The 25,011-nt window shown below is 56.9% G+C and carries 26 protein-coding genes and 1 tRNA gene; 15 read left to right on the plus strand and 12 right to left on the minus strand.

Features of this window, described 5'->3' with window-relative positions:
* The first annotated feature begins 472 nt into the window (after window positions 1-472).
* The 3 genes from ACIOTN_RS03635 to ACIOTN_RS03645 all read left to right on the plus strand — a co-directional run bounded on the left by ACIOTN_RS03635 (window position 473) and on the right by ACIOTN_RS03645 (window position 2,924).
* Window positions 473-1,420: a heme o synthase gene (locus ACIOTN_RS03635; RefSeq protein WP_105656652.1), complete on the plus strand. Its 948-nt coding sequence runs from the start codon at window positions 473-475 to the stop codon at window positions 1,418-1,420.
* A 213-nt stretch (window positions 1,421-1,633) separates the two neighbouring features.
* Window positions 1,634-1,984, plus strand: coding sequence for a PadR family transcriptional regulator (locus ACIOTN_RS03640; RefSeq protein ID WP_105656651.1), 351 nt, complete (start codon window positions 1,634-1,636; stop codon window positions 1,982-1,984).
* The gene (locus ACIOTN_RS03645) at window positions 1,968-2,924 is read left to right on the plus strand and encodes a DUF1700 domain-containing protein (protein ID WP_402734791.1); all 957 of its coding nucleotides are present in this window, start codon (window positions 1,968-1,970) and stop codon (window positions 2,922-2,924) included. Before ACIOTN_RS03640 ends, ACIOTN_RS03645 begins: the two co-directional genes overlap by 17 nt.
* A 61-nt stretch (window positions 2,925-2,985) precedes the next feature.
* Here the strand turns inward: ACIOTN_RS03645 and ACIOTN_RS03650 are convergent, their stop codons facing one another.
* From ACIOTN_RS03650 to ACIOTN_RS03660, 3 genes are read right to left on the minus strand one after another with little or no spacing between them, the layout of a single operon-like run.
* A complete protein-coding gene (locus ACIOTN_RS03650; protein ID WP_332503464.1) occupies window positions 2,986-3,924 on the minus strand; it encodes a COX15/CtaA family protein in 939 nt (312 codons plus the stop codon).
* 32 nt (window positions 3,925-3,956) lie between these two features.
* Complete coding sequence (locus ACIOTN_RS03655; protein ID WP_332486804.1) at window positions 3,957-4,721, minus strand: ABC transporter permease; 765 nt, start codon at window positions 4,719-4,721, stop codon at window positions 3,957-3,959.
* Window positions 4,718-5,671 carry an ABC transporter ATP-binding protein gene (locus ACIOTN_RS03660; RefSeq protein ID WP_133834196.1) on the minus strand — a complete coding sequence of 318 codons (954 nt, stop codon included), beginning with the start codon at window positions 5,669-5,671 and terminating at the stop codon, window positions 4,718-4,720. Before ACIOTN_RS03660 ends, ACIOTN_RS03655 begins: the two co-directional genes overlap by 4 nt.
* 130 nt (window positions 5,672-5,801) lie before the next feature.
* Between ACIOTN_RS03660 and ACIOTN_RS03665 the strand changes: the two genes are divergently transcribed.
* From ACIOTN_RS03665 to ACIOTN_RS03690, 6 genes are all read left to right on the plus strand, one after another.
* On the plus strand, window positions 5,802-6,647 hold the full coding sequence (locus ACIOTN_RS03665; protein ID WP_286134094.1) for a metalloregulator ArsR/SmtB family transcription factor: 846 nt from the start codon (window positions 5,802-5,804) through the stop codon (window positions 6,645-6,647).
* Complete coding sequence (gene sufB / locus ACIOTN_RS03670; RefSeq protein WP_133834195.1) at window positions 6,644-8,104, plus strand: Fe-S cluster assembly protein SufB; 1,461 nt, start codon at window positions 6,644-6,646, stop codon at window positions 8,102-8,104. The genes ACIOTN_RS03665 and sufB overlap by 4 nt, the downstream gene beginning before the upstream one ends.
* A gap of 2 nt (window positions 8,105-8,106) precedes the next feature.
* Window positions 8,107-9,387 carry a Fe-S cluster assembly protein SufD gene (gene sufD / locus ACIOTN_RS03675; protein WP_332728173.1) on the plus strand — a complete coding sequence of 427 codons (1,281 nt, stop codon included), beginning with the start codon at window positions 8,107-8,109 and terminating at the stop codon, window positions 9,385-9,387.
* 61 nt (window positions 9,388-9,448) lie between these two features.
* On the plus strand, window positions 9,449-10,207 hold the full coding sequence (gene sufC / locus ACIOTN_RS03680) for a Fe-S cluster assembly ATPase SufC (RefSeq protein ID WP_105656644.1): 759 nt from the start codon (window positions 9,449-9,451) through the stop codon (window positions 10,205-10,207).
* A gap of 10 nt (window positions 10,208-10,217) precedes the next feature.
* Window positions 10,218-10,562, plus strand: a complete 345-nt coding sequence (locus ACIOTN_RS03685) for a metal-sulfur cluster assembly factor (protein WP_133834193.1) — start codon at window positions 10,218-10,220, stop codon at window positions 10,560-10,562.
* Window positions 10,563-10,709: 147 nt separating this feature from the next.
* Window positions 10,710-10,994: a metal-sulfur cluster assembly factor gene (locus ACIOTN_RS03690; protein WP_105656642.1), complete on the plus strand. Its 285-nt coding sequence runs from the start codon at window positions 10,710-10,712 to the stop codon at window positions 10,992-10,994.
* A gap of 17 nt (window positions 10,995-11,011) precedes the next feature.
* Here ACIOTN_RS03690 and ACIOTN_RS03695 read toward each other — a convergent pair whose 3' ends face one another.
* The 6 genes from ACIOTN_RS03695 to ACIOTN_RS03720 all read right to left on the minus strand — a co-directional run bounded on the left by ACIOTN_RS03695 (window position 11,012) and on the right by ACIOTN_RS03720 (window position 16,399).
* On the minus strand, window positions 11,012-12,175 hold the full coding sequence (locus ACIOTN_RS03695; RefSeq protein ID WP_400342458.1) for a thiolase family protein: 1,164 nt from the start codon (window positions 12,173-12,175) through the stop codon (window positions 11,012-11,014).
* Window positions 12,172-13,611 carry a class I adenylate-forming enzyme family protein gene (locus ACIOTN_RS03700; protein ID WP_402734792.1) on the minus strand — a complete coding sequence of 480 codons (1,440 nt, stop codon included), beginning with the start codon at window positions 13,609-13,611 and terminating at the stop codon, window positions 12,172-12,174. The genes ACIOTN_RS03695 and ACIOTN_RS03700 overlap by 4 nt, the downstream gene beginning before the upstream one ends.
* Window positions 13,612-13,615: 4 nt before the next feature.
* Window positions 13,616-14,197, minus strand: coding sequence for a biotin transporter BioY (locus tag ACIOTN_RS03705; RefSeq protein WP_332728176.1), 582 nt, complete (start codon window positions 14,195-14,197; stop codon window positions 13,616-13,618).
* A gap of 45 nt (window positions 14,198-14,242) precedes the next feature.
* Entirely contained in the window at window positions 14,243-14,848 is a 606-nt protein-coding gene (locus ACIOTN_RS03710) for an energy-coupling factor transporter transmembrane component T family protein (protein WP_402734793.1), read from the minus strand.
* A complete protein-coding gene (locus tag ACIOTN_RS03715; RefSeq protein WP_332486819.1) occupies window positions 14,845-15,534 on the minus strand; it encodes an ABC transporter ATP-binding protein in 690 nt (229 codons plus the stop codon). Before ACIOTN_RS03715 ends, ACIOTN_RS03710 begins: the two co-directional genes overlap by 4 nt.
* 148 nt (window positions 15,535-15,682) lie before the next feature.
* Window positions 15,683-16,399: a LysE family translocator gene (locus ACIOTN_RS03720; protein WP_105661450.1), complete on the minus strand. Its 717-nt coding sequence runs from the start codon at window positions 16,397-16,399 to the stop codon at window positions 15,683-15,685.
* A 154-nt stretch (window positions 16,400-16,553) separates the two neighbouring features.
* Between ACIOTN_RS03720 and ACIOTN_RS03725 the strand changes: the two genes are divergently transcribed.
* Window positions 16,554-17,000 carry an Lrp/AsnC family transcriptional regulator gene (locus ACIOTN_RS03725; RefSeq protein WP_105659214.1) on the plus strand — a complete coding sequence of 149 codons (447 nt, stop codon included), beginning with the start codon at window positions 16,554-16,556 and terminating at the stop codon, window positions 16,998-17,000.
* Here ACIOTN_RS03725 and ACIOTN_RS03730 read toward each other — a convergent pair.
* Window positions 16,997-18,214, minus strand: a complete 1,218-nt coding sequence (locus ACIOTN_RS03730; RefSeq protein ID WP_105659215.1) for an MFS transporter — start codon at window positions 18,212-18,214, stop codon at window positions 16,997-16,999. The two genes, ACIOTN_RS03725 and ACIOTN_RS03730, sit on opposite strands and share 4 nt — an antisense overlap.
* A gap of 293 nt (window positions 18,215-18,507) precedes the next feature.
* Here ACIOTN_RS03730 and ACIOTN_RS03735 point away from each other — a divergent pair, with 293 nt between their 5' ends.
* Entirely contained in the window at window positions 18,508-20,220 is a 1,713-nt protein-coding gene (locus ACIOTN_RS03735; protein ID WP_286134578.1) for an FAD-binding dehydrogenase, read from the plus strand.
* Between the two features lie 80 nt (window positions 20,221-20,300).
* On the opposite strand, the gene ACIOTN_RS03740 is transcribed toward ACIOTN_RS03735, so the two are convergent.
* A tRNA-Arg gene (locus ACIOTN_RS03740) sits at window positions 20,301-20,374 on the minus strand.
* A gap of 126 nt (window positions 20,375-20,500) precedes the next feature.
* Here ACIOTN_RS03740 and ACIOTN_RS03745 point away from each other — a divergent pair.
* The 3 genes from ACIOTN_RS03745 (at window position 20,501) to ettA (ending at window position 23,713) form a co-directional block, all read left to right on the plus strand.
* Complete coding sequence (locus ACIOTN_RS03745) at window positions 20,501-21,376, plus strand: lysostaphin resistance A-like protein (RefSeq protein ID WP_402734794.1); 876 nt, start codon at window positions 20,501-20,503, stop codon at window positions 21,374-21,376.
* 91 nt (window positions 21,377-21,467) lie between these two features.
* Window positions 21,468-21,917 (plus strand): single-stranded DNA-binding protein, encoded by a 450-nt coding sequence (locus ACIOTN_RS03750; RefSeq protein ID WP_105659229.1) that lies wholly within the window; start codon window positions 21,468-21,470, stop codon window positions 21,915-21,917.
* 113 nt (window positions 21,918-22,030) lie between these two features.
* Window positions 22,031-23,713 (plus strand): energy-dependent translational throttle protein EttA, encoded by a 1,683-nt coding sequence (gene ettA / locus ACIOTN_RS03755; protein ID WP_105661447.1) that lies wholly within the window; start codon window positions 22,031-22,033, stop codon window positions 23,711-23,713.
* A 68-nt stretch (window positions 23,714-23,781) separates the two neighbouring features.
* Here the strand turns inward: ettA and ACIOTN_RS03760 are convergent, their stop codons facing one another.
* Complete coding sequence (locus tag ACIOTN_RS03760) at window positions 23,782-24,288, minus strand: flavin reductase family protein (RefSeq protein ID WP_166650788.1); 507 nt, start codon at window positions 24,286-24,288, stop codon at window positions 23,782-23,784.
* A gap of 132 nt (window positions 24,289-24,420) precedes the next feature.
* On the opposite strand from ACIOTN_RS03760, the gene soxR reads away from it, so the two are divergent.
* On the plus strand, window positions 24,421-24,927 hold the full coding sequence (soxR, locus tag ACIOTN_RS03765; protein ID WP_332486867.1) for a redox-sensitive transcriptional activator SoxR: 507 nt from the start codon (window positions 24,421-24,423) through the stop codon (window positions 24,925-24,927).
* Window positions 24,928-25,011: the final 84 nt, after the last annotated feature.

The following is a 25,011-nucleotide window of genomic DNA, read 5'->3' on the forward strand; positions in this document are numbered from 1 at the left end:
CCAACGCTACAAAGAACAAGATTTGTTCCACTAGCGGCCATCAGTTGCCATCTTTGTTCATTTGGGAGCAGGGTCCGGGGACCGCGCGCAATCTGCCGAAATGCTGTTGGGCATTTGGAACTGGATGAGTTCTCCCGCCGCGCGGGGTTATTCCATCGAAGGCTCCCGGCTTGTCGACTTTGGCGTGCTGCAACGGTACGCGGGAAACGCTGGTTGGGGCGGGGGCTGCCTGCGGAAGATCGGTTCGAGGAGCAGAATCCGATGGGAGCGTGAAGCCGCAAAGGTGCATGGCTAGCCGCCGGGCAGGCGATTGTAGCGTCTTGAATTGAGCCAAATCACCATTTTTCAACTGTGATCCTCTCCTGGGGAGTTTCAATCAATTTCTATCCAGCGTAGAATGACAGTGTCTGTCTTGTACCCGTGAAGAACTGAGTGCGTTTAATTGAAGACTCAAAGTGTCGCCGCAGCATCAGTGCCCCGCGCATCGCGTCAGCCTGATGAAAATGCCGGCGATTTTCTGAAGCGCAAGGCCAATGCCTACGTGGCGTTGACGAAGCCTCGCGTAATCGAGTTGCTGCTAGTGAGCACCCTTCCGACCATGATCTTTGCCGAACGGGGTTTCCCCTCCGTCTGGCTCATGATCTCCACCCTTGTTGGTGGAGCTATGGCCGCAGGTGCTTCTGGTGCATTCAACTGCTATATCGATCGCGATATGGATAAGTTGATGAAGCGTACCAAGGGGCGCCCTTTAGTCACTGGGGACCTCACCCCGAGGGAAGCACTGGTCTTCTCTTGGGTATTGGCCATAGCCTCCCTGGTGGTTCTCTGGGTTGGCACCAATCCGCTGACGACCGCCTTGGGCCTGGCTGCAATCCTCCTCTACGTCGTGTTCTACACTTTGATCCTCAAGCGCCGTACCGCTCAGAACATTGTCTGGGGTGGCATCGCCGGCTGCATGCCTGTGCTGATCGCTTGGGCCGCAGTGACCAACACAATTGAATGGCCAGCGATCATCCTGTTCCTGGTGATCTTCCTCTGGACCCCGCCGCATTACTGGCCGCTGTCCATGAAGTATGCGGATGACTACAACGCGGCTTCAGTGCCTATGCTGGGCGCGATCGCCAACGCTCGCCGCGTTTCGGTACAGGTTGTGCTCTACGCTTGGGCCACTGTCGTTTGCTCGATGCTGCTGGTCCCACTGGGTAGCGCAGGAATCGTTTACACCGCAATCGCTGGTGGCGCGGGCATCTGGTTCGTCTACGAATCGCACGTGCTCTACCGCGAAGCGCAGAGCGACCATAAGCCGGCTGAGATCAACCGCAAGGCCATGAAGGTCTTCCATATCTCCATTACCTACTTGTCGATCGTATTCCTGGCCTTGGCCATTGACCCGTTCGTGGGTAGCCCGCTGTTCGGCTAGGTTCAACGCCGCAGCTGAGCGTCGGTTAGCGCCCTTCCTGGAATCCAAATGAAAATGGATTCCATGAAGGGCGCTTTTCTGCGTTCGAGCGTAGTTGCCCTTCGCATCGGCCAATGCATGCGCACTATGCGTTTAGGCAGAAATTACTCTCATCGAGGGAAATAAGACTAGATCTTGCTATGCAAGTCTTGCTACGCAAGGTATGGTTATCGCATGTCCGATCAACGCGAGAAAATCGCCACGAATATACGCAAGGGCGTCCTTGAGTACTGTGTGCTGGCTTCGTTAGCCAGCGGAGATAAATACGGGTTGGAGCTGGCAGAAGAGCTCACCGCGCGGAAGCTTACCGCCGGCGAGGGGAGCCTGTATCCGTTGCTGGCGCGCATGAAAGCCACTGGGCTGGTAGAAACCTACTGGGAAGAAGGCGCGTCGGGACGCAAACGGAAGTACTACACCATTACCGAGCACGGGCATCTGATGGTTGGCGAGTTCCGCGGGGTATGGGAAGCAATTTCAATGCAAGTCACCGATCTACTTGGAGAGCAACATGGCATCGACAGCTGAGCAGTACAGTGCGGAAGCGTATTTGCGGGAATTGGGGAAGCTCCTGCGCGGTGCTCCAAGGGATATGGGCTTAGAGCTTCTGGAGGATGTGGCGCAGCATATCGAGGATGGCCGAGCCCTAGGCAGGGATGATGACCAAATCCTCGCCGCGCTAGGCAGTCCTGAAACTGTTGCAGCCCCTCTGATGGCCGAGTACGCGGCTCCGCAGGAGCGGGCCATCCTACGCAGGAATAGCTTGGTGCTCGGTGCGGTGGCACTGGTCCTCGGTGTCCTTGTCTCCATCATCGATACGACTCTGGCAGATACCCTGGGTGACCTGATTTTTGGCGCTTCTGTGCCAGAAGGTGAGGGCAGTAGCTACGACTCGATATATGAGCAAGGCGCATTGCAACTGCTGATCTTCGCAATATTCGGACTTGGCGTAGCGGCCACCGCGGTCATGAAGGGAAAAGCGGCACGAATCTACGGCTACGCGGCGGCCTTGTGCATGACAGCGCTCGTTGCCGGATTCATTACCAGCAGTGGAATCTTCTATATCCCGTCAATGGTCGCAGCATGGATGCTAGTCGGAATCAATGGGCGTTCTTCCAAATCGGTGAATCGAGAACCGCGTTCGAAATTGATCCGCATCATTGGTGGCACTGCACTGCTATTGCCAGTCGTGCTTCTGGGAGCCGCATCGTTCACGAGTATCGAGCCGAACGTCGCCGTGTACGCATACCTTGCCCTGGGCTTGGCCTGCGGCATCGGGTTCTTGTCCAATTCCCGGATTGCTCTATGGGCTACCTGCGCTAACGGTGCCGCCCTTCTTGCGGTTTCCACCGTGGATCAAGGGCTGCTGCTTGCGGCATTCTGGCTACCCGGAACAGTCTATTTCTTCTTTGGACTTTATGGTTTGATGTGGTTCACGCGCCGTGGAACGGCCGGGGAACAGCGTTAAGCAACTGGGGGTTGCCCTGCACATCCAGTGCAGGGCAACCCCCAGTCATTTACTCAGGATTCTAGGAATCGTTGCGCTGGTATTCCGGAAGGATGGCAGCCCGATCCCAGACGTTTGCGGAGGCGGCAAGCAGCAAGCTCGCGCCGAGCATGTGGGAGAGTACCAGGGCGACTGGCAGCCCATTGAAATGCTGGATGTAGCCAATTGCTGCCTGGACCGCAATTGCCGCGACAAGCCACCAGATGGCGATGCGAAGCTGGATGTTTCCGCCCTGCTTGTAGGCCAGAATCAGCACCACGATGGTTGCGGCAACGAGCAAGTACACCGGAGCAGTATGCATGCGGGTTACCAGCAGCGGATCGAACAAGTGGCGCGGGGCATCGGCATCGCCTGCATGCGGTCCGGTGCCGGTCACGATAGTTCCGAATGCCACTGCGAGCAGGGAGAAGATCCATGCGGCGAAGGAGAGCTGGCGGATCGACTTGCTGCTCTGATCGCACTTGCGGTTCTTCAGTTCCTTGGCGGTGCGGTTCACCTGGAATGTTGCCATGATGACCAGTGCGCCGGAAATCAGGAAGTGCACCGAAACGACCCAAGCGTTCAGTCCGGTCCACACGGTGATGGCTCCGATGAGTGCCTGCAACGCGATGCCGGCGAGCAAGCCGATGGACAGCTTGAACAGGGTGCGGTGGGTAGGGCGCATCTTCCAGATGGAGATCAGGAACGCGACAGCGATGACCAGCAGGACAAAGGTCAGCAGGCGGTTGCCGAACTCGATGATTCCATGGATGCCCATTTCCGGGACAGGGGTCATCGAACCGGGAACGCAATTGGGCCAGTGGGAGCAGCCGAGGCCCGAATTCGTCAAGCGTACGGCTCCACCGGTGACGATAATGCCAATCTGCGAGATCAGGGATGCGATCGCGAGACCATGCACGAGGCGAGTGACCTTCGTGGGCAGTTTATCGGCCCAGCTCTGGGTGGCTTGGGCTGAAGACATTGAAATCTCCCTTTTCGGAATTTGGGTGGTGGTCAGCTCCATTTGAACAGCTTGATGGCTGCAAAGGAGCCAACTGCTGACCAAAGGATCAAGAAGATAAGGCCAGCAATGCTGAACTGGCCGTGGATCAGGGCATCGCGCATGGCATCGCCCAGCGCTGCCGATGGCAGCGCATTCAGGGTTGGCTGGGCCCAATCAGGGGCCATGCTCAAGGGGTAGAGGACACCGCCGGCACCGGCCAGCACGATCCAGGCAAGGTTGGTGATCGCCAACGTCGCTTCAGGGCGGACGGTGCCGGCAATCAGCAGGCCTAGCGCGGTAAACGCGGCTGCGCCCAAGAGCAGGAAGAGTATAGCCGGAGCAATGCCCCAAGGGTTCGGATGCCAGTCCAGGAACAACAAGGAGACAGAGCAGATTAAGACGACCTGGATCAGCAGGACCGACAGCACGGCAATGACCTTGCCGAAAATCAGTCCGGTTTTCCCCAGCGGCGTAGTGGAGAACATGGTCAGCACGCCATAGCGGCGGTCAAATCCGGTGCCAATTCCCTGCCCGGTGAAAGCCGTCGAAATGACGCACAAGGCCAAGACGCCAGGAACGGCGGCATCAATGCTGCGGTCTGCGACATCCTTGACCAGATCGGTCAGGGTGAGCACGAAGAGCGCAATGAGCGGCATGACAACAGCGAGAATGAGCTGTTCGCCATTGCTGAGCATCTGGATGGATTCGTATTTACCCTGGTTCAGGATTCGGCGCAGTGGCGAGACAGCATTGGAGCGTGCCTGTGTTTGGCTCATGCCCTTCCCTCCTTCTGTGCGATTTCAAGGAAAACGTCTTCGAGGCTTCGTGACTGCAAGTTGAGCTCGGTTGGCAAAATGCCCTCCTGGAGCCACCAATGGGTTAGCCAGTTCAAGTGTTCGGGGGAGTTGACCCCGTCGAGCCGGTATTGGCCGGCTCCGGTCTCCTCCAGGTGCAATCCTGCCGGTGGTTCAGGTAGGCGCAGCCCTGCTGGGGCGGAGAAGGACACCGGGCGGGTGTCCTGGTCTTCGGCAGCGCGGGCCGTCAGCTCGGCCACAGTGCCTTGCGCCACGGTGCAGCCCTTGTCGATGATGTAGACGTAGTCGCTGAGGCGTTGCGCGTCATCCATGAGGTGGGTGGTGAGGATGATGGCCTTTCCTGCATCGCGAAGTTCGGCAATGAGGTCGAAGACTACCTGGCGGGACTGCGGATCCAGCCCAGCACTTGGTTCATCGAGGAAGAGCACTTCCGGATCTCCGGCCAGCGCCAGGGCCAAGGCGACGCGCTGCTTCTGGCCACCAGAGAGACGGCGGATCGTGCGGGTGCCAAATGATTCGAGATCCAACCGTGTGATCAACGCATCAATATCAATGGGCTTCTGATAGAGGGAAGCGACGTGTCTCAAGAGCGGAACCGGTCGCATTGAGGGTGGCAACCCTCCGTCTTGGAGCATGACTCCGACGCGGGAACGCAATTCGGGATTGTCGCCGAAGGGGTTCTGGCCCAGGAGTTCGACGGTTCCGCCTTCGGGCTGAAGCAGCCCCTGGGCACAAGCGAGGGTCGTGGATTTGCCGGCTCCGTTAGCTCCTAAAAGCGTGGTGACCTGACCCGGATAAGCTTTTAGAGACACCGACTCCAGGACTCGCAACATGCGATTGTCCAAGGCGGGGACTGGACCTAAATCTTTAGCCAGCTCGTTGATGACAAGGCTGGGAGTTACAGAAGACACTGAAACATTCTACGACATGTCGAACTGGCTGAGCTGAGTGTTTTGTCACCAACCCTCGAGTTCCGTTGAGGTGGGCGGGACAATGGGAGTGTCAGAGGTTCGATTCAAGTAACGCACTAGTCGGGCAAGCATGTCCTTAGTAAGTCCTTCCTTACTAGACCTAGAGCAAAAATTTACGCATGATTGTGTTGTGTATTCATCAAATTCAGAATCAGCTAGTGGCTCCACTGCCGCGACAGTTGGCGCAGTTGGGGATACCGAGGAGCGTACGCGCGACCGCGTCCTGTATGCAGTACTCGAGGACGGGCCGGTCAGTGCTGCCGAGCTTGGAAGCAAGCTGGGCTTCACGCCTGCTGCGGTCCGCCGTCACCTCGACGCGCTCTCAAAATCGGGACTCGTAGAGGTGAAACTGGTAGCCAACCAGAAAACCGGTGCTGGACGTCCGTCGCGTCGCTACGTGCTTTCGCACCGCGGGCAGACGAAGTTGGGCAACGATTACCTGGAGATTGCTTCCGACGCATTGAAGATGCTCGGCGATGCGGCCGGAGAGGACGCGATTCGCAAGTTTGCGCGTAACCGCTTCGCATCAATGGAAGACCGATACGCCAAGGCGCTGGTCGGCGTTGAAGGGCTGGAAGCACGAGCCGAGGTGCTGGGCAATTTGCTCAGTGCAGATGGATTCGTGGGATACACCCGAAAAGTGGATACCAAAGTGGCAACTGCCCTGATGCATAGCGTGCAGCTATGCCAGGGACACTGCCCGATACAAGACTTGGCACGAGAGTTTCCAGTGTTTTGCGACATGGAAACGGAAATGTTCGCCCGCTTGCTAGGCGTCGACGTCCGACGACTGTCGACCTTGGCCGGTGGAGGACACGTGTGCACGACCCACATCCCTGTGGGGCGTGAAAAGGCGCCAATGCGCGCTGAGAAAAGAACTCGAATTCAGTTCACGAAGCAGGAGAGGCCGCGATGACGGATCAGATTGCACAGGAGTCTGCCGACCCGGGTGTAATTTCCGAAATTCTGGAGAAGAACCCCGAACTCCACGGAATCGGCAATTACGAATACGGCTGGTCAGACAAGAACGACGCGGGTGCAAATGCGCGCCGTGGCGTCGACAAGGACGTAGTGGCGAATATTTCCGCCCTGAAGTCCGAGCCAGAATGGATGCTGGAGCGTCGCCAGAAGGCGCTGAAGTACTTCGATCGCAAGCCAATGCCTACCTGGGGTCCAGACCTCTCGGGTATTGATTTCGACAACATCAAGTACTTCGTGCGTTCCACCGAGAAGCAGGCGACCTCCTGGGAAGAACTTCCAGAAGACATCAAGAACACCTACGACAAGTTGGGTATTCCAGAGGCTGAAAAGCAGCGTCTGGTGTCTGGCGTTGCCGCCCAGTACGAGTCCGAGGTTGTTTACCACCAGCTGCGTGAAGACCTTGAAGCCCAGGGCGTCATCTTCCTTGACACCGACACTGGACTGAAGGAACACCCGGAGATCTTCCAGGAGTACTTCGGCTCGGTCATTCCAGCGGGCGACAACAAGTTCGCTTCGCTGAACACTGCCGTGTGGTCCGGCGGCTCGTTCGTGTACGTCCCGAAGGGCGTACACGTGGAGATCCCGCTGCAGGCTTACTTCCGCATCAACACGGAAAACATGGGCCAGTTCGAACGCACCCTGATCATCGCTGATGAGGGCTCCTACGTTCACTACATCGAGGGTTGCACCGCACCGATCTACCAGTCGGATTCGCTGCACTCTGCCGTTGTGGAAATCATCGTGAAGAAGGACGCCCGCGTTCGCTACACCACGATCCAGAACTGGTCGAACAACGTCTACAACCTGGTGACCAAGCGTGCCGTCTGCGAAGAAGGCGCCACCATGGAATGGGTCGATGGCAACATCGGCTCGAAGGTCACCATGAAGTACCCAGCCGTTTACCTCGTTGGCGAACGCGCCAAGGGTGAGACCCTGTCCATCGCCTTCGCCGGCGAGGGCCAGCACCAGGACACCGGATCCAAGATGGTCCACATCGCTCCGAACACCTCTTCGGCCATTGTGGCCAAGTCGGTGGCTCGTAACGGTGGCCGCTCGGCTTACCGCGGCCTGGTCCAGGTCCAGGAAGGCGCCAAGGGCACCAAGAACTCGGTGGTCTGCGACGCGTTGCTGGTCGACCAGATCTCGCGTTCGGATACCTACCCGTACATCGACGTCCGCGAGGACGACGTAACCATGGGCCACGAGGCGACCGTCTCGCGCGTTTCCGAAGAGCAGCTGTTCTACCTGATGTCCCGCGGCATGGCCGAGGACGAGGCCATGGCAATGATCGTGCGCGGCTTCGTTGAGCCAATCGCACGCGAGCTGCCTATGGAGTACGCGCTGGAACTGAACCGCCTTATTGAACTTCAGATGGAAGGATCGGTCGGCTAAGAATGTCGGAGACCACCACCCATATCCCAGCAGAGAAGGCGCGCATCGGCGCACCATCGATTCCTGGTTTCACCGAAGAGGGCGAAGACCTTTCGCCGATCAACGACAACGACAGCTCGCCGCTGGCCGGTGCCTCCACCAAGGCGCACAGCCACGGCGGCGGAGTTGGAATTCCCGATTCATCGCGTGCCGGTCGACTGACCAGCACCAATGTAGATGACTTCGCCAAGCTGACCGGTCGTGAAGAGGACTGGCGCTTCACCCCGCTCAAGCGCCTGAAGGGCCTGCACAGCGATGACCTCACCGGCGCGGCTCCCAAGATAGAGCTCGCCGGCAACGGAATCGCCAAGCTGTCGGTTGTTCCGGCTGGCGACGCGCTGAACGGTGTTGCGCATACCCCGGATGACCGCGTGTCGGCCAACGCTTGGAAGTTCGCTTCCGAGACCCACGTTGTGACGATCCCGAAGAACGCCGAAGGTGCCAACGCAACCCTGCGCATCACCGGCGAGTCGCTGGCAGCGGCGGCTCAGCACCTCATCGTTGTTGCCGAGGAAAATTCCGAGGCTACTGTTGTGCTGGACCACGTCGGTTCGGCAGTGCTGGCACAGAACGTCGAGTTCGACGTCCAGGCCAACGCCCGCTTGACCGTGATCTCCCTGCAGGCTTGGGAAGATGACGCCGTTCACGCTTCCTCGCAGCAGGCGCTGGTAGCTGCTGGCGCTTCGTTCAAGCACATTGTTGTTTCCTTCGGTGGCGACCTGGTTCGCGTGAACCCGTCGGCTCGCTTCACCGGCGAACGCGCTGAGATCGAGCTCTACGGCTTGTACTTCGCAGATGCCGGCCAGCACCTGGAGCACCGCTTGTTCGTTGACCACGCTGTGGCCAACTGCAAGTCGAACGTGCTGTACAAGGGTGCGCTGCAGGGCAAGGACGCACACACCGTGTGGGTTGGCGATGTGCTGATCCAGAAGGCTGCTGTTGGTACCGACTCCTACGAAGCCAACCGCAACCTGGTTCTGACCGATGGCGCCCGCGCTGATTCGGTTCCGAACCTTGAAATCGAAACCGGTCTGATCGATGGTGCTGGCCACGCATCGACCACCGGCCGCTTCGACGATGAGCACCTCTTCTACCTGATGGCTCGCGGCATCGATGAAAAGACCGCACGCCGCTTGGTAGTTCGCGGATTCCTGAACGAAATCGTTCAGCAGATCGGCGATGAGGCTCTGCAGGAGCGACTGACCGACACCATCGAAGAAGAATTGGCTGCTACCGAGAACTAGGTAGTGCTCGCTTCACCAGCTTTTTAGCCTTAGCGCTTTTTAGAAAGAAACGGAACGACGTATGTCTACTCTGGAAATCAAGGACCTGCACGTCTCGATTGACACCGAGCAGGGCGAGAAGGAAATTCTCAAGGGTGTAACCCTGACCATCAAGACCGGCGAAACCCACGCAATCATGGGCCCTAACGGCTCGGGCAAGTCGACCTTGGCTTCGACCATCGCTGGCCACCCGCGCTACAACGTCACCTCCGGCTCCATCACCCTCGATGGTGAAGATGTCCTGGAGATGAGCGTCGACGAGCGCGCCAAGGCTGGCCTGTTCCTGGCTATGCAGTACCCGGTAGAGGTACCAGGCGTAACCATGACCAACTTCCTGCGTACCGCCAAGACCGCCATCGACGGCGAAGCTCCAAAGCTTCGTACTTGGACCAAGGACGTCAAGGAAGCTATGAGCAAGCTGAAGATCGATGCCGACTTCGCTGGCCGTAACGTCAACGAAGGCTTCTCCGGTGGCGAGAAGAAGCGCGTCGAGATCCTGCAGCTGGAACTGTTCAAGCCCAAGTTCGCAGTTCTGGACGAGACCGACTCCGGCCTGGACGTCGACGCTCTGAAGGTTGTCTCCGAGGGCGTTAACCGCGCACAGGACGAGAACGAAATGGGCACCCTGCTCATCACCCACTACACCCGCATCCTGCGCTACATCAAGCCAGAATTCGTGCACGTGTTCGTGGATGGCCGAGTTGCAGAACAGGGCGGCCCGGAACTGGCTGACCGTCTGGAAGAAGAAGGCTACGACCGTTACCTGAACGTCAAGGCCTAAGGTTACAATCATGAGCGAATCGACCGAACAGAGCACGGGAGCCGCTACGACTCCTCTGGAAGACGTTGAGGAAGCGCTCAAGGACGTCATTGACCCTGAACTGGGTGTCAATATTGTCGACCTGGGTTTGCTGTACGGCCTGAAGTACGCGGATGACGGCGTACTCTTGCTGGACCTCACGCTGACAACCGCCGCTTGCCCGCTCACCGATATTATCGAAGAGCAGGTCGGCCAGGCGCTGGAGAGCGTTGTGGACGACCACCGTTTGAACTGGGTCTGGATGCCGCCTTGGGGCCCAGAACGAATCACCGATGACGGTCGCGATCAGATGCGAGCCCTGGGCTTCAACATCTAATTTAGGCTGTTTCAAGCAGAACCGCTTGCTCCCTACGGGGGTGAGCGGTTCTGTTCGTTAACGCCCGAGGGGCCTGCATTCCTTCAGGTATCTCGTGGAAGAGCCGAAAGCGAAAGGGGTACCCGGGGCAGAATCGGGGAGCAGCGCATGTCCGAAGCCGCAAATGGTGCACATGAGAGCGCAACGTGGCCGATCGCAGAAATCGACGAAGCACCCAAGGACGTGAATGACCTCGAGCTGGGAGTCAACATTGTTGGCCTGGGCCTGCTTTACGGACGGTGTTTCGACGGCGATTCAGTCCTGGAAATCGACCTGACGTTGACGACGCCTGCCTGCCCGCTGACCGATCTACTCGAAGCGCAGATTGATGAAGTGCTGAAGAACCTTGTCGACGGCCGGAATCAGATGCAGGCCTTGGGGTTCAACATCTAGGCCAATGCCCCAAGGGCTCAATGCGGTACTGACTCGAAAGCAACCGCGCTTCCGGTGCCACCCGCGGCGGCCATGAGCGCGATCGCCCTTTGCCCAGGTATCCGTGCCTGGTTGGCCTGCCAGAACAGCCGAGTCGCAAGAATCGCGCCGCTAGCACCGTAGGGGTGTCCCAACGCCAAGGCCCCGCCACCCTGGTTCACCGTCACCTCGGTGATCCCTAGCTCATCGAGGCATGCCAGGGCCTGGACCGCAAAGGCTTCGTTGAACTCGATCAGTGGAGTGCTGGAAGCAGCAGCGGATGGCAGCAGGCCGATGAGCTTGCGGTACGCCGGTACCGCCGCCATGCCGAGAATGCCGGGATCGCAAGCACCTGAAGCAGAAGCAAGGTAGCGCATTGCGAAGGTTGGGTTCAGTCTCTGGCGCATTTGTTCGCTCACCAAGATTACCGCGGCTGCACCATCGTTAATCGGGCAGGAGTTTCCCGCAGTCACGGTGCCACCGGGTAGGAATGCCGGCTTGAGCGCAGCGAGCTTGCGAAGTGTCAGTCCGGGCCTGGGGCAGGTGTCGGCCGCTACTTGCCCGTTGCTTGTATCCACGGTGACAAGCTCGCGATCAAAGAGTCCAGCCGCTTGAGCGCGCAGCGCACGTTGGTGGCTCTGCAATGCGAAAGAATCTTGCCGCTCTTGTGCAATGCCGTAGGACTGGGCAATATTCTCCGCAGCTTCGCCCATTTCGGGGTCCGGGTCTCGCTCTGGAGTGAATCGGGCACGCGAGTAGAGGCGCGGAGGCTGGATTACGGAGGTTTGCTTTTCAACCCGCCATGGCGCGGTACTCACCGACTCCACGCCACCGGCCACCACGACATGCGCTTCACCGCAACGTATCATCCGCGCAGCGGCGGCAATTGCGTCCAGTCCACTGGCGCATTGGGCATCGATGCTGGTCGCGCTGACGGTCTTGGGCAGCACCGACGCCAAAGCAGACACTCGCGCTATATTTCCGCCCGGTCCCGCCGCATTGCCGGCAAATACGTGGTCTACATCCGCAGGGGAGATGCCGCTTCGATCTATTAGCGCGTTGATCACCCGAGCCAGCAGTTGGTCTGCGGTAATGCGGGAATACTCCTTGCCTGCTCTAACGATGGGCGTGCGTGCTGCATTGATAATGAAGGCGTCATTCATCTGAGCCAGTCGCTCCGTTCAATGTCCAGATCCTGGAAGTCCAAAGCCGAGGCATTCAATTTTCCGCTGAAGGTCTCGGGCCACGATCGCAAGTAGATGATTTGGTGCGGGATCTTGTACTGGGGCAAATGCTTCTGCAGGCCGGTGAGAAGAGCGGACGGATTGCGGGGTGGCGAAACCGTGTAGGCCAGCAACCTGGCTGGTGCGCTCGATGCATCGATCCGCACTACGGCATTGGCCAGCCCCTCGGCATTAAGCGCTGCGCCCACTTCGCCCGGGTGGATATTGTTTCCGTTGAGATTCATCATCCCGTCGTTGCGACGGGACAGGACGATGCGATTTGAACCCAGGAGCTTCGCCTGATCACCAATGCCGATTGCTGTGCCGCACCGAGCGATGACAGAGTCCGAGCTAAGGTCGTACCCCTTGGCGTTGAACGGGCTATCGATATAGAGCGAGCCAAAGCCTGAACCCGGCGTTGCCTCATGGGTGTGAGCCTGCACCCCGGGAAACAGCTGACCGTCGAAATAGGGAGTTCGCGGATGGTTGGCCAGTCGCTCGCGATACGCGATGAGGCTGTGCTCGCTGCTCCCGAAATATTCAACGCAGCGCGCCGAGGGAGCCATCTGGTGAAGAGTTTGCATGGTCTCCTGGTCCAGGGATTCCCCTCCGCTGATGACCAATCGCAGGCTGGAGAACCGTGCCGGGTCATCCAGGGCCAGCACCTTGCCTAGAATTGTCGGTACGCTGACGATACGGGTGCAGCTGACGCGCGCCAGCAATGATGCAACGCCCTTTTGATCCCATTTTCCGGAAGCCACGAAGGTGCCGCCAGTATGCAGGGACTCGACCATCGCGTAGAGGCCCAGACCGTGGGAAATGGGACTCGGGCAAAGAGTGGAATCATCTGGCGAAGCGCCCAAGATCGTGGCACCGGCACTCAGGGACGCTTCCCACGATGCAGCACTCCGGAGCACAGCCTTGGGACGCGATGAGCTTCCAGAAGTACAAATGATCAGCAGGTCTTCAGCGCAATGAGTCTTGGTCGCGGGCGCAATGTATTCACCGGGCTCGGGTGGCTCGGGCGGCAAGGCGAATCTTGGGACGCCGGGCAAAGGCCGCGGAACCGTCGATTCAAGCACGAAATCGCATTGAAGAGCGGTTGCCATGGAAGTGGCCAGATTTCCGGGCCAAGCAGGGTCAATCACCACCAATGTCTTGCCACTGCGCGCGATCGCATAAAAAGCGATGGCCATCTCAATCGGATCGCTGGTGTGCACAGCGATCCGATTGCCTGGAACGGATTCTAGCCGCTTGGCCAGAGCACCGCTTCTGCTGGCCAACTGCGCATAAGTCAGCCGGCTTTCAACCGTGAGCAGGGCAAGATGATCCGGTCGTTGATTGGCCCACCTTGCCAGTGCCTGCCACAGTTCCATCGAGCTACTTCATCAACCCGCGGTAGCTACGGTGCACGGTCAGGGCCACCAGGGTGGCGACTACGGCTTTGAGGACGTCCCCGGGCAGGAATCCGAGAGACCCCAGCAAGGATGTGCCCAGATCAAGCCCGGTAACAGCAGCGGTCCACGGAACGCCAAACAGATAGATGACGACGATTCCGCCAACGAGAGCCGAGGCCAGTCCGGACATGAATCGGGCGACCTTGTTTTCGTTGCGCAGAACCCAGTATTTGAAGAGGGCTCCAATAACGAGTGAGCCGAAAATCCATCCAATGAGATATCCGCCGGTCGGCCCGAACAGGACTCCAAGCCCACCACGCCCACCAGCCAACAAGGGCAGCCCTGCCAAAGACAGGACTACGACAACCAGTGAGGCCAACGAACCTCGCCAAGGTCCCAATAAGGCGCCGGCCAGCATGACACCCAGGGTTTGCAGGGTAATGGGTACCGGGATGATCCCCAATGTAATAGGGGGAAGGAGCCCCATGGCCGCGATCATGGCGGCAAAGACTGCGACGTATACCGTATTGCGAGTTTGCGAAGTTGAGTCGGTGCGAGTTGGCATTGTGTTTCCTTGGAAGTGCGAGCGAGATGGAAGTAGCTGATGCGCTTAGCGTCGGTAAGGTGCTGAATCGTAGCCGCGGGCGTCTAACGCTTCGGCCGTCTCGTCAGCGATTTTTAGTGATCTGATAACTAATGGGACACTCACGGCCAACGGACTGTTGCCCAGACCCCGAGCATGCTGGGCTTCGCGGACTTCGAGGTATACCTTTTTCAACTCCGGAATGAACCGTATTGTCATGGACAATCCCAATGCGATTTGCGCTGGATTAGCTCCAAGGAATCGTAATGGAGAGGCAACCTGTTGGAAGAGCTCGAGCATCGCGTCAAAGCTTGTGGTGAGGCTGACGGCGTAGGCCATCAGGCACATGGTCAGCAGCCGCAGGACCGAGACCACGGCGTTGGCCCAATCGGTTTGCAGGCCGAGAAGAATGAAGACGATGCCGAGAATCATGGCCAATGAGAACAGTGGCATGCGCAGCTGCTTGAGGTCGACCCTAGCCGAAAGCAGCAGTATCGCACTGAGAATGAACAGGGGCAGCAAGACCTGCCACGAGCTAATCAAGTAAAGCCCGATGCTCAGAACCAGCAATGTCCCGAATTTCCATCCCGGCTTAACACGCGCTAGATACGAAGTATTCTTGGACGCGATCATGCGTGGCTCCATTGGCGGTAATGGGCGATTGCTTCTTCCGGTCGTCCATCGAATTCGATAGCTCCGTCGGTGACCACGAGAACGCGGTCGAAATCTTCAAGTATTTCTAAATCGTGCGTCACCACAATTGCACGTTGTGCCAGCTTGGCAATTTCGCGTTGGAAAGCAAGTCGATTGCGCAGATCCAGCATCGTAGTGGGTTCATCGAAAACAATGGTTCGTGGCCGCATGGCAAGGACGGAAGCGAGTGCGACCATTTGCTGCTCGCCGCCGGAAAGAGTGTGGCTTTCGCGATCTGCCAGATGCGAGATGTTGAGCTCTGCCAGTGTCTCATGCACGCGCAATTGGCGCTCTGCTTTGGGAATTTGCAAATTCTTCAGTCCGAACGCAATGTCTTCATAGACCAGCGGCATGATGATTTGATTTGCTGGATTCTGGAAGACAAAACCCACATCGCGGCGGATCTGCTTTGCATGATTCCGAGTGTTCAGGTCGCCAACGTGCACGGATCCTTCAGTAGGCAAAACGAGGCCATTGATGAGCCGGGAGAGCGTACTCTTCCCAGCACCGTTTGCCCCGATAATGCCGATGCGCTGTTCGTTGAGAGTCAAGCGCACATCTTTGAGGACATCGCGCTCTTCAAAGCGGACAGTGACATTCTCAAATCGAATTGGGGGTAGTTCCACGAGTGCTCCAGCGCAAGGTTCGTAGCTTGAACGGCGGGCTCCATGATCGGACAGCCATTCATGCTTGCGTTACAGATGACCGAAGAGCCATCGATTAAGAGCATACTTGATCACCGTTCAATTGTCTTGATCAGTGTTCAATAAATTCTTATGCAACGAAGAATTGTTCGTAGACCAAGCCCAGGGCCAAGAGGATCATTATGGTTCCGGAGCACATGGTTACGATGCGTGCCGCCATGGGCCGGGAGCGAAGCAGCACCCTGGCAGCCAATGCAACGGAGAAGTACACGAGGATCGATACCGCGAAATGAGTAAGCCCAAGAGCGCCGGTTTGCAGGGAGAGCGGAAGATCCAGGGATGAATCCAGGTACTGCGGGATGAGGGCCACATACAGCAGTAGTGCCTTGGGGTTAGTGCCGCTGGTGAGCAGGCCCTTGAGGAATTGGCCGCGTAGCGATCGATGACGGACCTTGTCCAACAGCGCGACGGTGCTATCGGTAGGTTCGGGATTGCTCCGAGGGTAATCGCCATCGAGTGCTTCAATTTCGGAGGTAGATGGAGCATTGGCATCAAAGAACCTGGCGTTCCTGCAGGAACGCAGGGTCGCAATGCCTAGCCACAGCAGATAGACCGATCCGGCTGCCGTGAGCCAGAGGAGAAGTGACGGGGAACTCGCGACCAGGGCCGCAATTCCGCACACCAGCAATGCAGTATGAACCAGGTATCCCGAGAGCAATCCCCATACGGCTGGGCGATAGCTGGTTTTGCCCAGTGCAGAGGAAATGATGTACGCCCAGTCGGCGCCGGGCGTGCACGCCAACGTCACCGATACCAAGAGGAACCCGGTGAACTGCGAGAGATCCATTGCTTCTCCAAATCTAGAAACCTGTGCTCTGATAACAGTAAGGAAAAAATCGTGAAATGTGCTTGCCGATTCTTTGGGGATACCCGGCCCTTCGGCAAGAAAAAATTGCTCTGGCGTTAAATGGCGCAAATTATTTGTGCTGTAGTCTGATTTCATGGATGAACTAGACCGTGCGATCTTGGCCGAGTTGCAGAATGACGGACGGATGAGCGCTACCGCGGTAGCTGCAAAAGTTGGGCTATCGGTGGCTCCCTGCCATCGCCGGATCAAAGATCTTGAGCGCAGGGGAGTCATCAGCGGCTACCAAGCGGTGATTGACCCGGAGAAGGTTGGACTGGGATTCGAGGCCCTGGTTTTCGTCACGTTGAAAGACAGAGCGCAGCTTAAGCATTTTGAATTAGCAGTAGAGAGGGAAGAGCTAATAGTTGATGCGCAGCGCCTTTTCGGCGAGCCAGACTTCCTATTGCGAGTCTTTGCCAAGGATCTGCCGCATTACCAGCGTGTATACGACGAGGTCCTAGTTGATCTACCGGGCGTGGAAAAATTGACGAGCACCATAGTCATGCGAAACATCAAGGAGCGTGCGGTTCTGCCCGTCTAGGACGTCTTGTCGGACGGCTTCCGGTTGCGGGTTACCGCCGGCGTCAAGGACAACGAAATAATCAGAACTACCGCGCAAATCCATAAGGCCTGAGGCAACTTCAAGGTATCGACGACGAAACCAATAAATGGTGGACCGCCAAGCATTGCTCCATATCCAAACGCACTGACGATGCTCACCGCTTTTGGACCCAGGCGTTCTCCGCGGGAAGCAGCGATGCTCATGCCCAAGGGGAAGCCGAGCGAGCTACCGAGGCCCCACAATGCTGCACCGAGGCCTACTAGGGAGGGACTTGTGCCGGTGATGAACAAGCCGACGCCGAGAAGGCCGATAATTCCCATGATCAGGAGTGTATTTTTCGTGCCGAAGCGGTCCACAAGGCGACCGCCGACAAAGCGTCCCAGCGTCATTGCTGCGACGAACAAGGTGAACATGAGCGCGCCAATTTGATGCTTGAAACCGTGCCCGTCAACCGAAGTAACGGCAATCCAATCATTGGCCGCACCCTCGCTGAAACTTAAACCGGCGACCATTATGCCAAGCAGCAGCAAGAGTCCCATTTTGTGCGTTGATTGAATTCGGTTCTGGGGGACATCCTTGTTGATTGGAACCAAATTTTCGTTTTCCCAGCAGGTAATACCTCGATGGGCAACGTAAGCGAGAAGAAGAATGATGACCGCGACAAACGAGAAGTGCCAAAGGCTCGAGATATTCAAGGAAATGGTTGCTGTTGCCACCCCGGCGCCAATTAGGGTTCCCAGGCTGAAGAACCCATGAAGGGAAGGCATGATGCTGCGGCCGACACGACGTTCAACCTGTGCGCCGCTGACGTTCATCATGATGTCCAAACAGCCAAAAGTAAGCCCGTAAAAGAACAGGGCTACGTAGGCAAGAGTGGCTTCCTCGGTTATCGAAATGGCTATGCCCAGTACGACCAAGCATGCTGCTAATCCGATGGGCAAACAGCACAACAGGCGGCGTGTTGGAACGAATTTGCTCACCGACGGAATAAGGGAGATTCCGAGCAAAGTTCCGATGGTGCTGCAAATCAAGAACGATCCGAGGTTCAAGCCAGAGAAATCGAAAACAGCGTCGATAATGGAGAGGCGGCCTGCCCAAGTCGCAAAAGATAATCCTGCAAGAAGGAATATTAGATTGATGCTGGTGCGTTCCGTGATTCTCTGTCGCGCGAGGTGGGCGACCAGTTGGGTCATCGGGCACTGTCCCTTTCGATTTCTACAATTCCTAGAGTTTATCTCAAATTAGGGGGATAAGTTACTGTTCAGTCGGGATTCTGAGTGATTATGCGCCGCTGCACGGCTCACGATCATGACATTCACAGATTCGACGGCCGGACCAGGAAGAGAAACGGTGGTGAAGAACGAAAGTTCTCGCTAGTCAGCAGATTTCTTTGCGGAAAATACGGGTATGGTGGCATTGCCCACCGGGAAGTACGCTCGAGATGAAAACTCGTAAATTTCTTGCGTGCAGAGGTGGGATCGTGAAGTTGAGTTCCGAACAATGCGGAGTGATCATCGTGGGTGCTGGATTGGCCGGGCTGGTTGCAGCGTCCGAGGCACTTGATGCAGGACTGAGAGTCCGAATCCTGGATCAGGAAAACAGGGGTAATCTCGGCGGCCAGGCTTACTGGTCTTTTGGGGGACTGTTTCTCGTTGATACTCCTGAACAGCGCCGCTTGGGAGTTCGTGATTCTTTTGACCTTGCCTGGTCGGATTGGCAGCATAGTGCACAATTTGACCGGTTGGACGATGAGGACCTGTGGGCGCAACGTTGGGCCAAAGCCTACGTGGAGTTCGCAGCTACTGAAAAACGGTCCTGGATCAAGCAAAAAGGCATAGATCTGACTCCAGTTGTGGGCTGGGCAGAGCGCGGCGATGGTCGCGCCGAAGGGCATGGGAATTCTGTACCCAGATTTCACATCGCCTGGGGAACTGGCACCGGGGTATCGATGCCATTTGTGAATAGGGTGCTCGACGGACTGCAAACGGGACATGCCGAGTTGCTCAACCGCCACAGGGTTACTGGATTGGTGACCACTGACGGTTCAGTTACCGGCGTTCGCGGTGAGGTCTTGTCGCCTGATGACGCTCCACGCGGGCAACAGTCGTCAAGAAACGTGGTTTCGGAGTTCGAGTTTTCGGCTGAAGCAGTGGTGATTGCAACCGGGGGAATAGGCGGAAATCAGGACCTGGTTCGGAAACTCTGGCCCGACAGGCTCGGCATCGCGCCGGGGCGCATGATTACCGGCGTTCCGAATTATGTTGACGGCAGCGGCATTGAACTCTCGCAGGAGGTGGGGGCGCGTCTTGTTAACCGCGATCGAATGTGGCATTACACAGAGGGAATCCAGAATTGGAACCCAATTTGGCCCGCTCATGGAATTAGAATTTTGCCCGGTCCAAGCCCGATGTGGTTCGATGCCGAAGGGAACCGCCTTCGTCCTCCTTGCCTTCCGGGGCACGACACTTTGGGCACGTTGAAATACCTGCGCACCGATCCCACTGCGCGAAAGTACGACTATTCATGGTTCGTGCTGAATCAGCGAATTATCGAGAAGGAGTTTGCGCTGTCAGGGTCGGAGCAAAATCCAGATCTGACTAATCGGGATAAAGCCGGAGTTATCAAGGACCGGTTCTTTGGCAAGGGTGCTCCGGGGCCGGTCACGGATTTCTTGAACAAAGGTGCGGATTTCGTTTCAGCGACTACCGTCGAGGAGCTCGTGACGAAGATGAATGCAATCGCGCCGGAAGCACATATTGATCCGATGCGGCTTCACCAGCAACTAATGGTTCGTGATTCGCAAACTGAAAATCCATTTAGCAAAGATCGCCAAATTCAATCTATCCGCAATGCCCGAAAGTACATCGGAGACCGTTTGACCCGAGCAGTTGCTCCGCACAGGATACTCGATCCTGCGGCGGGGCCATTGATAGCTGTGAAGCTGCACATTCTGACGCGAAAGTCATTAGGCGGACTGCAGACAGACCTATCTGGGCGAGTCCTCAAATACGACGGAACAGTTCTTGACGGGCTTTATGCGGCCGGTGAAGCTTCTGGATTCGGGGGCGGCGGGATGCATGGGTACAACGCGCTGGAAGGAACTTTCTTGGGCGGGTGCTTATTTAGTGGCCGGCAAATAGGACGAGGGCTGGCTGACAGGCTCGGCCGGAAAGGGCCTCAAGCTAGAAATGAGGCCTAACACTGGTCAAATTCCTAGATCTGGATAGATGCGAAAACCGCCGTTCACTTGTATTACCAAGTGAACGGCGGTTTATTTCGTACCCCCGGCCGGATTCGAACCGGCGACCTAGAGATTAGAAGGCTCTTGCTCTATCCAGCTGAGCTACGGAGGCATAACCGAAAATAGTTTAGCTCATTGATCACCAAAAATACGACTTGAGGCCGATAGGCTGGAGAAACGAATGTAGATCATCATCTGATTAGGAGTAGTTAAGTTGCCGAAATTGAGAATCGGTAGCGTGTTGAGCATCGTGTGCTTCTGTGTGCTAAGCGTGGTTTTAGCTTGGGCCGTAGCGTTGCCGCTTTGGATGGGAGAAGGCATAAATGATGCCAAGCTTCCAGGAATCGCCATGGCAATGATGTTTACCCCGACCATCGCTGCTCTAGTGATTGCCATTGTCGAACGCCGGCTAACGAGCTTCACCTCCGAGGTTGGGCTCTGGCCAATCAAGCGTCCGGGGAAGTTTGCCATCGCACTGGTGCTGTCCTATGTGATTCCGCTCGGGCTCATACTTCAAGCGCCCTTCATCGGAACATGGCTAGGGGTCTTCCCTGGTGATCTGCAGAATTTCACCGTACTGCGCGTTGTCTCCGGCCAGGAAGGCCCGACAATCTACCTTCTCGGACAGGCGGGGTTGATAGTTGTCGCTGGCCTCATGAATTCCTTGTTTGCTTTAGGAGAGGAGATTGGTTGGCGGGGATGGCTTTGGATTCGCCTGCAGCCTTATGGGCAACTTGTATCAATTCTTGTATCCGGCGTCGTCTGGGGGATCTGGCATGCACCATTGGTGCTTCTGGGCTACAACTATCCGATGGCTACGGGCACGTGGGGAGTCATGGCTATGTGCGGCATGTGTACCGTATTTGGCGCCTTCCTTGGCTGGTTGCGTACCTACAGTGATTCCGTATGGCCAGCGGCTTTGGCGCATGGAGCCTTCAACGCCAGCGTGGGATTGGTTTCACTGTTTATGGTGATGGGAGTTCCTTTGGACGCAACAAAAGCATCAATCATGGGTTGGTCCGGCTGGATCTTGCCAGGAATCGTCATAGCCGCCATGCTATTGAAAGGCGCATTCAAACCTCAATGGGCTAAAGATTTATCCACAGGCCGTTGACTTTGCGTCCGACCGGATCTTGCGGTGCGCCATCATCGGATTCAATGGCAGAAAAGGCTTCTGCCATTTGTATCCAATAGGAGGCAGTCCAATGAGCGATCTTGTGACAATCCGCGGAATTGTCGGAACGGAACCTCAACTCAGCATTACGCCCAAGGGCGTTTCTATCTTGAAATTCCGAGTAGCGACGCATGAGCGAAAACGCGATCTTGAAACAGGGCAGTGGGTCGACGGGCCGACCAATTGGTATGCGGTTTCGGCGTTCCGTGCCCTGGGAGAGAATTCCATGGAATCCCTGGGGCAAGGCGACCATGTAATGATTTTCGGAAAGTTGCAGATCCGAGAATTCGAACGAGCAGATGGCTCGCGAGGGAATAGCGCAGATATCGAGGCTTATTCAATTGGTCACGATCTGCGTTTTGGAACGAGTTCCTTCAACCGTGTACGGACAGATACCGGCGAAATGGAGCGTGTGCAGCACCCGTCACGTTCGTCCGACACTGAAGCGAGCTGGCAAAGCGAGGATGGGGAAGCGGCCTGAAGACGCGTGTTCTGGTGGTGTTTGAGGGTTTCGTGTGAATCCGGGCACCACCAACCCAAAATAGTGGTGTGTGGATTCGGAAATGACCCCCGCAACAGACTAGCCTTAAGAACATGGCGGAATTCATTTACACGATGACCAAGGCTCGCAAGGCCGTTGGCGACAAAGTCATCCTTGACAATGTCAGCATGTCGTTCTTCCCCGGTGCCAAAATTGGCGTCGTGGGACCCAACGGTGCTGGTAAGTCAACGATCCTAAAGATCATGGCGGGGATCGATACTCCCTCCAACGGTGAAGCGCGTCTTTCACCGGGCTACTCGGTAGGCATCCTGCTGCAGGAACCCCCACTGAATGAAGAAAAGACCGTCCTGGGCAACGTCCAGGAAGGTGTTGGCGAGATCTATGAAAAGATCACTCGCTTCAACGAAATCTCGGAAGAGATGGCACAGGACGGTGCCGACTTCGACACGCTCCTGGAAGAAATGGGCAAGCTGCAGGAAGCGATTGACGCTGCCGACGCTTGGGACATTGACAATCAGCTCGAACAGGCAATGGACGCGCTGCGCTGCCCACCAGGCGACGAGAAAGTTACCCACCTCTCCGGTGGTGAACGTCGACGTGTAGCACTGTGCAAGCTTCTCCTGCAGAAGCCGGACTTGCTGCTGCTCGATGAGCCTACTAACCACTTGGACGCAGAGTCCGTACTGTGGCTGGAACAGCACCTGGCATCTTACCCGGGCGCCGTGCTGGCCGTAACCCACGACCGCTACTTCCTGGACCATGTCGCCGAATGGATCTGTGAAGTTGACCGCGGTCGCCTGCACCCATACGAGGGCAACTACTCCACTTACCTGGAGAAGAAGCGCGAGCGCATGGAAGTTCAGGGCAAGAAAGACCAGAAGCTTGCTAAGCGTCTGGCAGAAGAACTCGAGTGGGTTCGTTCGAACGCCAAGGGCCGTCAGACTAAGTCGAAGGCTCGTCTGGCGCGCTACGAGGAAATGGCTGCGGAAGCCGAGCGCACCCGCAAGCTGGACTTCGAAGAAATCCAGATTCCGCCAGGCCCGCGCCTGGGCCAGCTGGTAATCGAAGCCGAAAACTTGAAGAAGGGATTCGGCGATCGTGTATTGATCGATGGTCTGTCCTTCTCGCTACCGCGCAACGGCATCGTGGGTGTCATTGGTCCCAACGGCGTCGGCAAGTCGACCCTGTTCAAGACCATCGTTGGCATGGAAGAGCTTGACGGTGGCACCCTGAAGGTCGGCGACACGGTCAAGATTTCCTATGTCGACCAGAATCGCGAAAATATCGACCCAGAGAAGTCGTTGTGGGAGGTCGTTTCTGACGGCCTCGATTACATCAACGTCGGTCAAGTTGAGATGCCATCGCGTGCCTACGTTTCGGCGTTCGGGTTCAAGGGCCCAGACCAGCAGAAGAAGGCAGGTGTTCTCTCCGGTGGTGAGCGCAACCGTCTGAACCTGGCACTGACCCTCAAGCAGGGTGGCAACCTGTTGCTGCTCGATGAGCCTACTAACGACTTGGACGTTGAAACCCTGTCGTCGTTGGAAAACGCGCTGCTTGAGTTCCCGGGTTGCGCTGTAGTGGTCTCCCACGACCGTTGGTTCCTGGACCGAGTCGCGACCCACATCTTGTCGTACGAGGGCACTGAGGAGAACCCATCGAACTGGTACTGGTTCGAAGGCAACTTCGACTCTTACGAGAGCAACAAGGTTGAACGATTGGGTGCCGACGCGGCTAAGCCGCACCGTGTTACCCACCGTCGCCTGACCCGCGACTAATCCACGGGCATGAAAATAGCCGCCACATTTGTGGCGGCTATTTTTATGCCGCAGGAGGCATCGTTCAATTAGCTCGTCGTCGAATCGGCACGCAATCCGGACAATTTCAGATACTCGCGATCCTGGTAAAGCAGGTGTTGCTGTTGCGCATGCCCGAAGAGTACCGCATGGACTTCAGCAGCAATCAGGCGGGAGCCTCCAACGCTGATGGAGGAGTGGATACTGGCGCGGAAAGCAACGGGAGCCTCGATGAAATGTGGCTCGCCGGTGGGCAAGACCCGGAAATGTTGATCGCTGGTAAATCGTGGGGCACCCGGGCGCGCGAAATTATTTGCCAGCTCGTGCTGGTCTTCGCCGAGCATATGGATCACGAAACTCGGTGCTGCTAGCACAGCGCCGGCAGCGCCGGATTCTTTGGCCAGCGAGAACGAAACGGCAACGGGATCAATGGAAAGTGAAGCGAGGGAAGAGATAGTTAAACCGTAGAATGCCCCGTCGACCGCTGCAGTAATCACTGCTACTCCAGCAGGATGGTGACGGAAGGCTGTACGGAATCCATCTGATAATTCGCTCACTGAGCCGCTCCTTTGCCTGGAGTTGGAATAAAACTCCAGTAACTGATGCAAAAGCCCGAGCTTTTGCCAACAACTTTGAATACTTCCACCCTAAGACCTCAAGTAAACTTGAGGTCAAGGAAAGGGGTGGTGATGCTTCACACAGCGGAATCTGGGGATTGCGAAAAAGATTTTCCCGGGCGTGAGCTGCTAAGCATCGGGCAGGTTAGCGAACGCACTGGTGTGGCCAGATCTGCACTGCATTATTACGAAGATATTGGGCTGATCGTTTCCATGCGGACAGCGGGGAATCAGCGACGCTATCCTCGCCACTTGCTGCGTCGTATCTCGTTGATCAGTGTCGGCAGTAAGTTGGGCATCCCACTCAGCGACATCAAGCGTGCTTTGGCACCAGTGCCGATGGGAAAAATCCCCGAGGAAAGAGACTGGCTTCGCGCGACAGAGGAATGGAAGAAAGTACTCGAAGCGAGGCGGCGTGCCATCGAGGAATTAGAAGATCGGCTTATGGGATGCATTGGATGCGGCTGCCTGTCGATGCAGGCCTGCAGCCTCCTGAATCCGGAAGACCAATTGGCGCGTGAAGGTGTGGGCGCGCGGCGATTGGAAGCACCCGCAGATGCCGGGGAGCAGTCCATGTAGCCGGAGGGGCAGAACATTACCTGTTTTGAAATTCCGATATCCTCTGGCGCCTTCGATTGGCGCCGCCTGGAACTCCCGTACTGA

Origin of the sequence: Glutamicibacter sp. NPDC087661 (assembly GCF_044743275.1) — a bacterium.
Classification (GTDB): Bacteria; Actinomycetota; Actinomycetes; order Actinomycetales; family Micrococcaceae; genus Glutamicibacter.

Coding starts and splice junctions, on each gene's coding strand:
- ACIOTN_RS03640 (WP_105656651.1), top strand. CDS start 1,634: ATGTCCGATCAACGCGAGAAAATCGCCACGAATATACGCAAGGGCGTC.
- ACIOTN_RS03645 (WP_402734791.1), top strand. CDS start 1,968: ATGGCATCGACAGCTGAGCAGTACAGTGCGGAAGCGTATTTGCGGGAA.
- ACIOTN_RS03650 (WP_332503464.1), bottom strand. CDS start 3,924: ATGTCTTCAGCCCAAGCCACCCAGAGCTGGGCCGATAAACTGCCCACG.
- ACIOTN_RS03655 (WP_332486804.1), bottom strand. CDS start 4,721: ATGAGCCAAACACAGGCACGCTCCAATGCTGTCTCGCCACTGCGCCGA.
- ACIOTN_RS03665 (WP_286134094.1), top strand. CDS start 5,802: ATGTCCTTAGTAAGTCCTTCCTTACTAGACCTAGAGCAAAAATTTACG.
- sufB (WP_133834195.1), top strand. CDS start 6,644: ATGACGGATCAGATTGCACAGGAGTCTGCCGACCCGGGTGTAATTTCC.
- sufD (WP_332728173.1), top strand. CDS start 8,107: ATGTCGGAGACCACCACCCATATCCCAGCAGAGAAGGCGCGCATCGGC.
- sufC (WP_105656644.1), top strand. CDS start 9,449: ATGTCTACTCTGGAAATCAAGGACCTGCACGTCTCGATTGACACCGAG.
- ACIOTN_RS03685 (WP_133834193.1), top strand. CDS start 10,218: ATGAGCGAATCGACCGAACAGAGCACGGGAGCCGCTACGACTCCTCTG.
- ACIOTN_RS03690 (WP_105656642.1), top strand. CDS start 10,710: ATGTCCGAAGCCGCAAATGGTGCACATGAGAGCGCAACGTGGCCGATC.
- ACIOTN_RS03695 (WP_400342458.1), bottom strand. CDS start 12,175: ATGAATGACGCCTTCATTATCAATGCAGCACGCACGCCCATCGTTAGA.
- ACIOTN_RS03700 (WP_402734792.1), bottom strand. CDS start 13,611: ATGGAACTGTGGCAGGCACTGGCAAGGTGGGCCAATCAACGACCGGAT.
- ACIOTN_RS03705 (WP_332728176.1), bottom strand. CDS start 14,197: ATGCCAACTCGCACCGACTCAACTTCGCAAACTCGCAATACGGTATAC.
- ACIOTN_RS03710 (WP_402734793.1), bottom strand. CDS start 14,848: ATGATCGCGTCCAAGAATACTTCGTATCTAGCGCGTGTTAAGCCGGGA.
- ACIOTN_RS03720 (WP_105661450.1), bottom strand. CDS start 16,399: ATGGATCTCTCGCAGTTCACCGGGTTCCTCTTGGTATCGGTGACGTTG.
- ACIOTN_RS03725 (WP_105659214.1), top strand. CDS start 16,554: ATGGATGAACTAGACCGTGCGATCTTGGCCGAGTTGCAGAATGACGGA.
- ACIOTN_RS03730 (WP_105659215.1), bottom strand. CDS start 18,214: ATGACCCAACTGGTCGCCCACCTCGCGCGACAGAGAATCACGGAACGC.
- ACIOTN_RS03750 (WP_105659229.1), top strand. CDS start 21,468: ATGAGCGATCTTGTGACAATCCGCGGAATTGTCGGAACGGAACCTCAA.
- ettA (WP_105661447.1), top strand. CDS start 22,031: ATGGCGGAATTCATTTACACGATGACCAAGGCTCGCAAGGCCGTTGGC.
- soxR (WP_332486867.1), top strand. CDS start 24,421: ATGCTTCACACAGCGGAATCTGGGGATTGCGAAAAAGATTTTCCCGGG.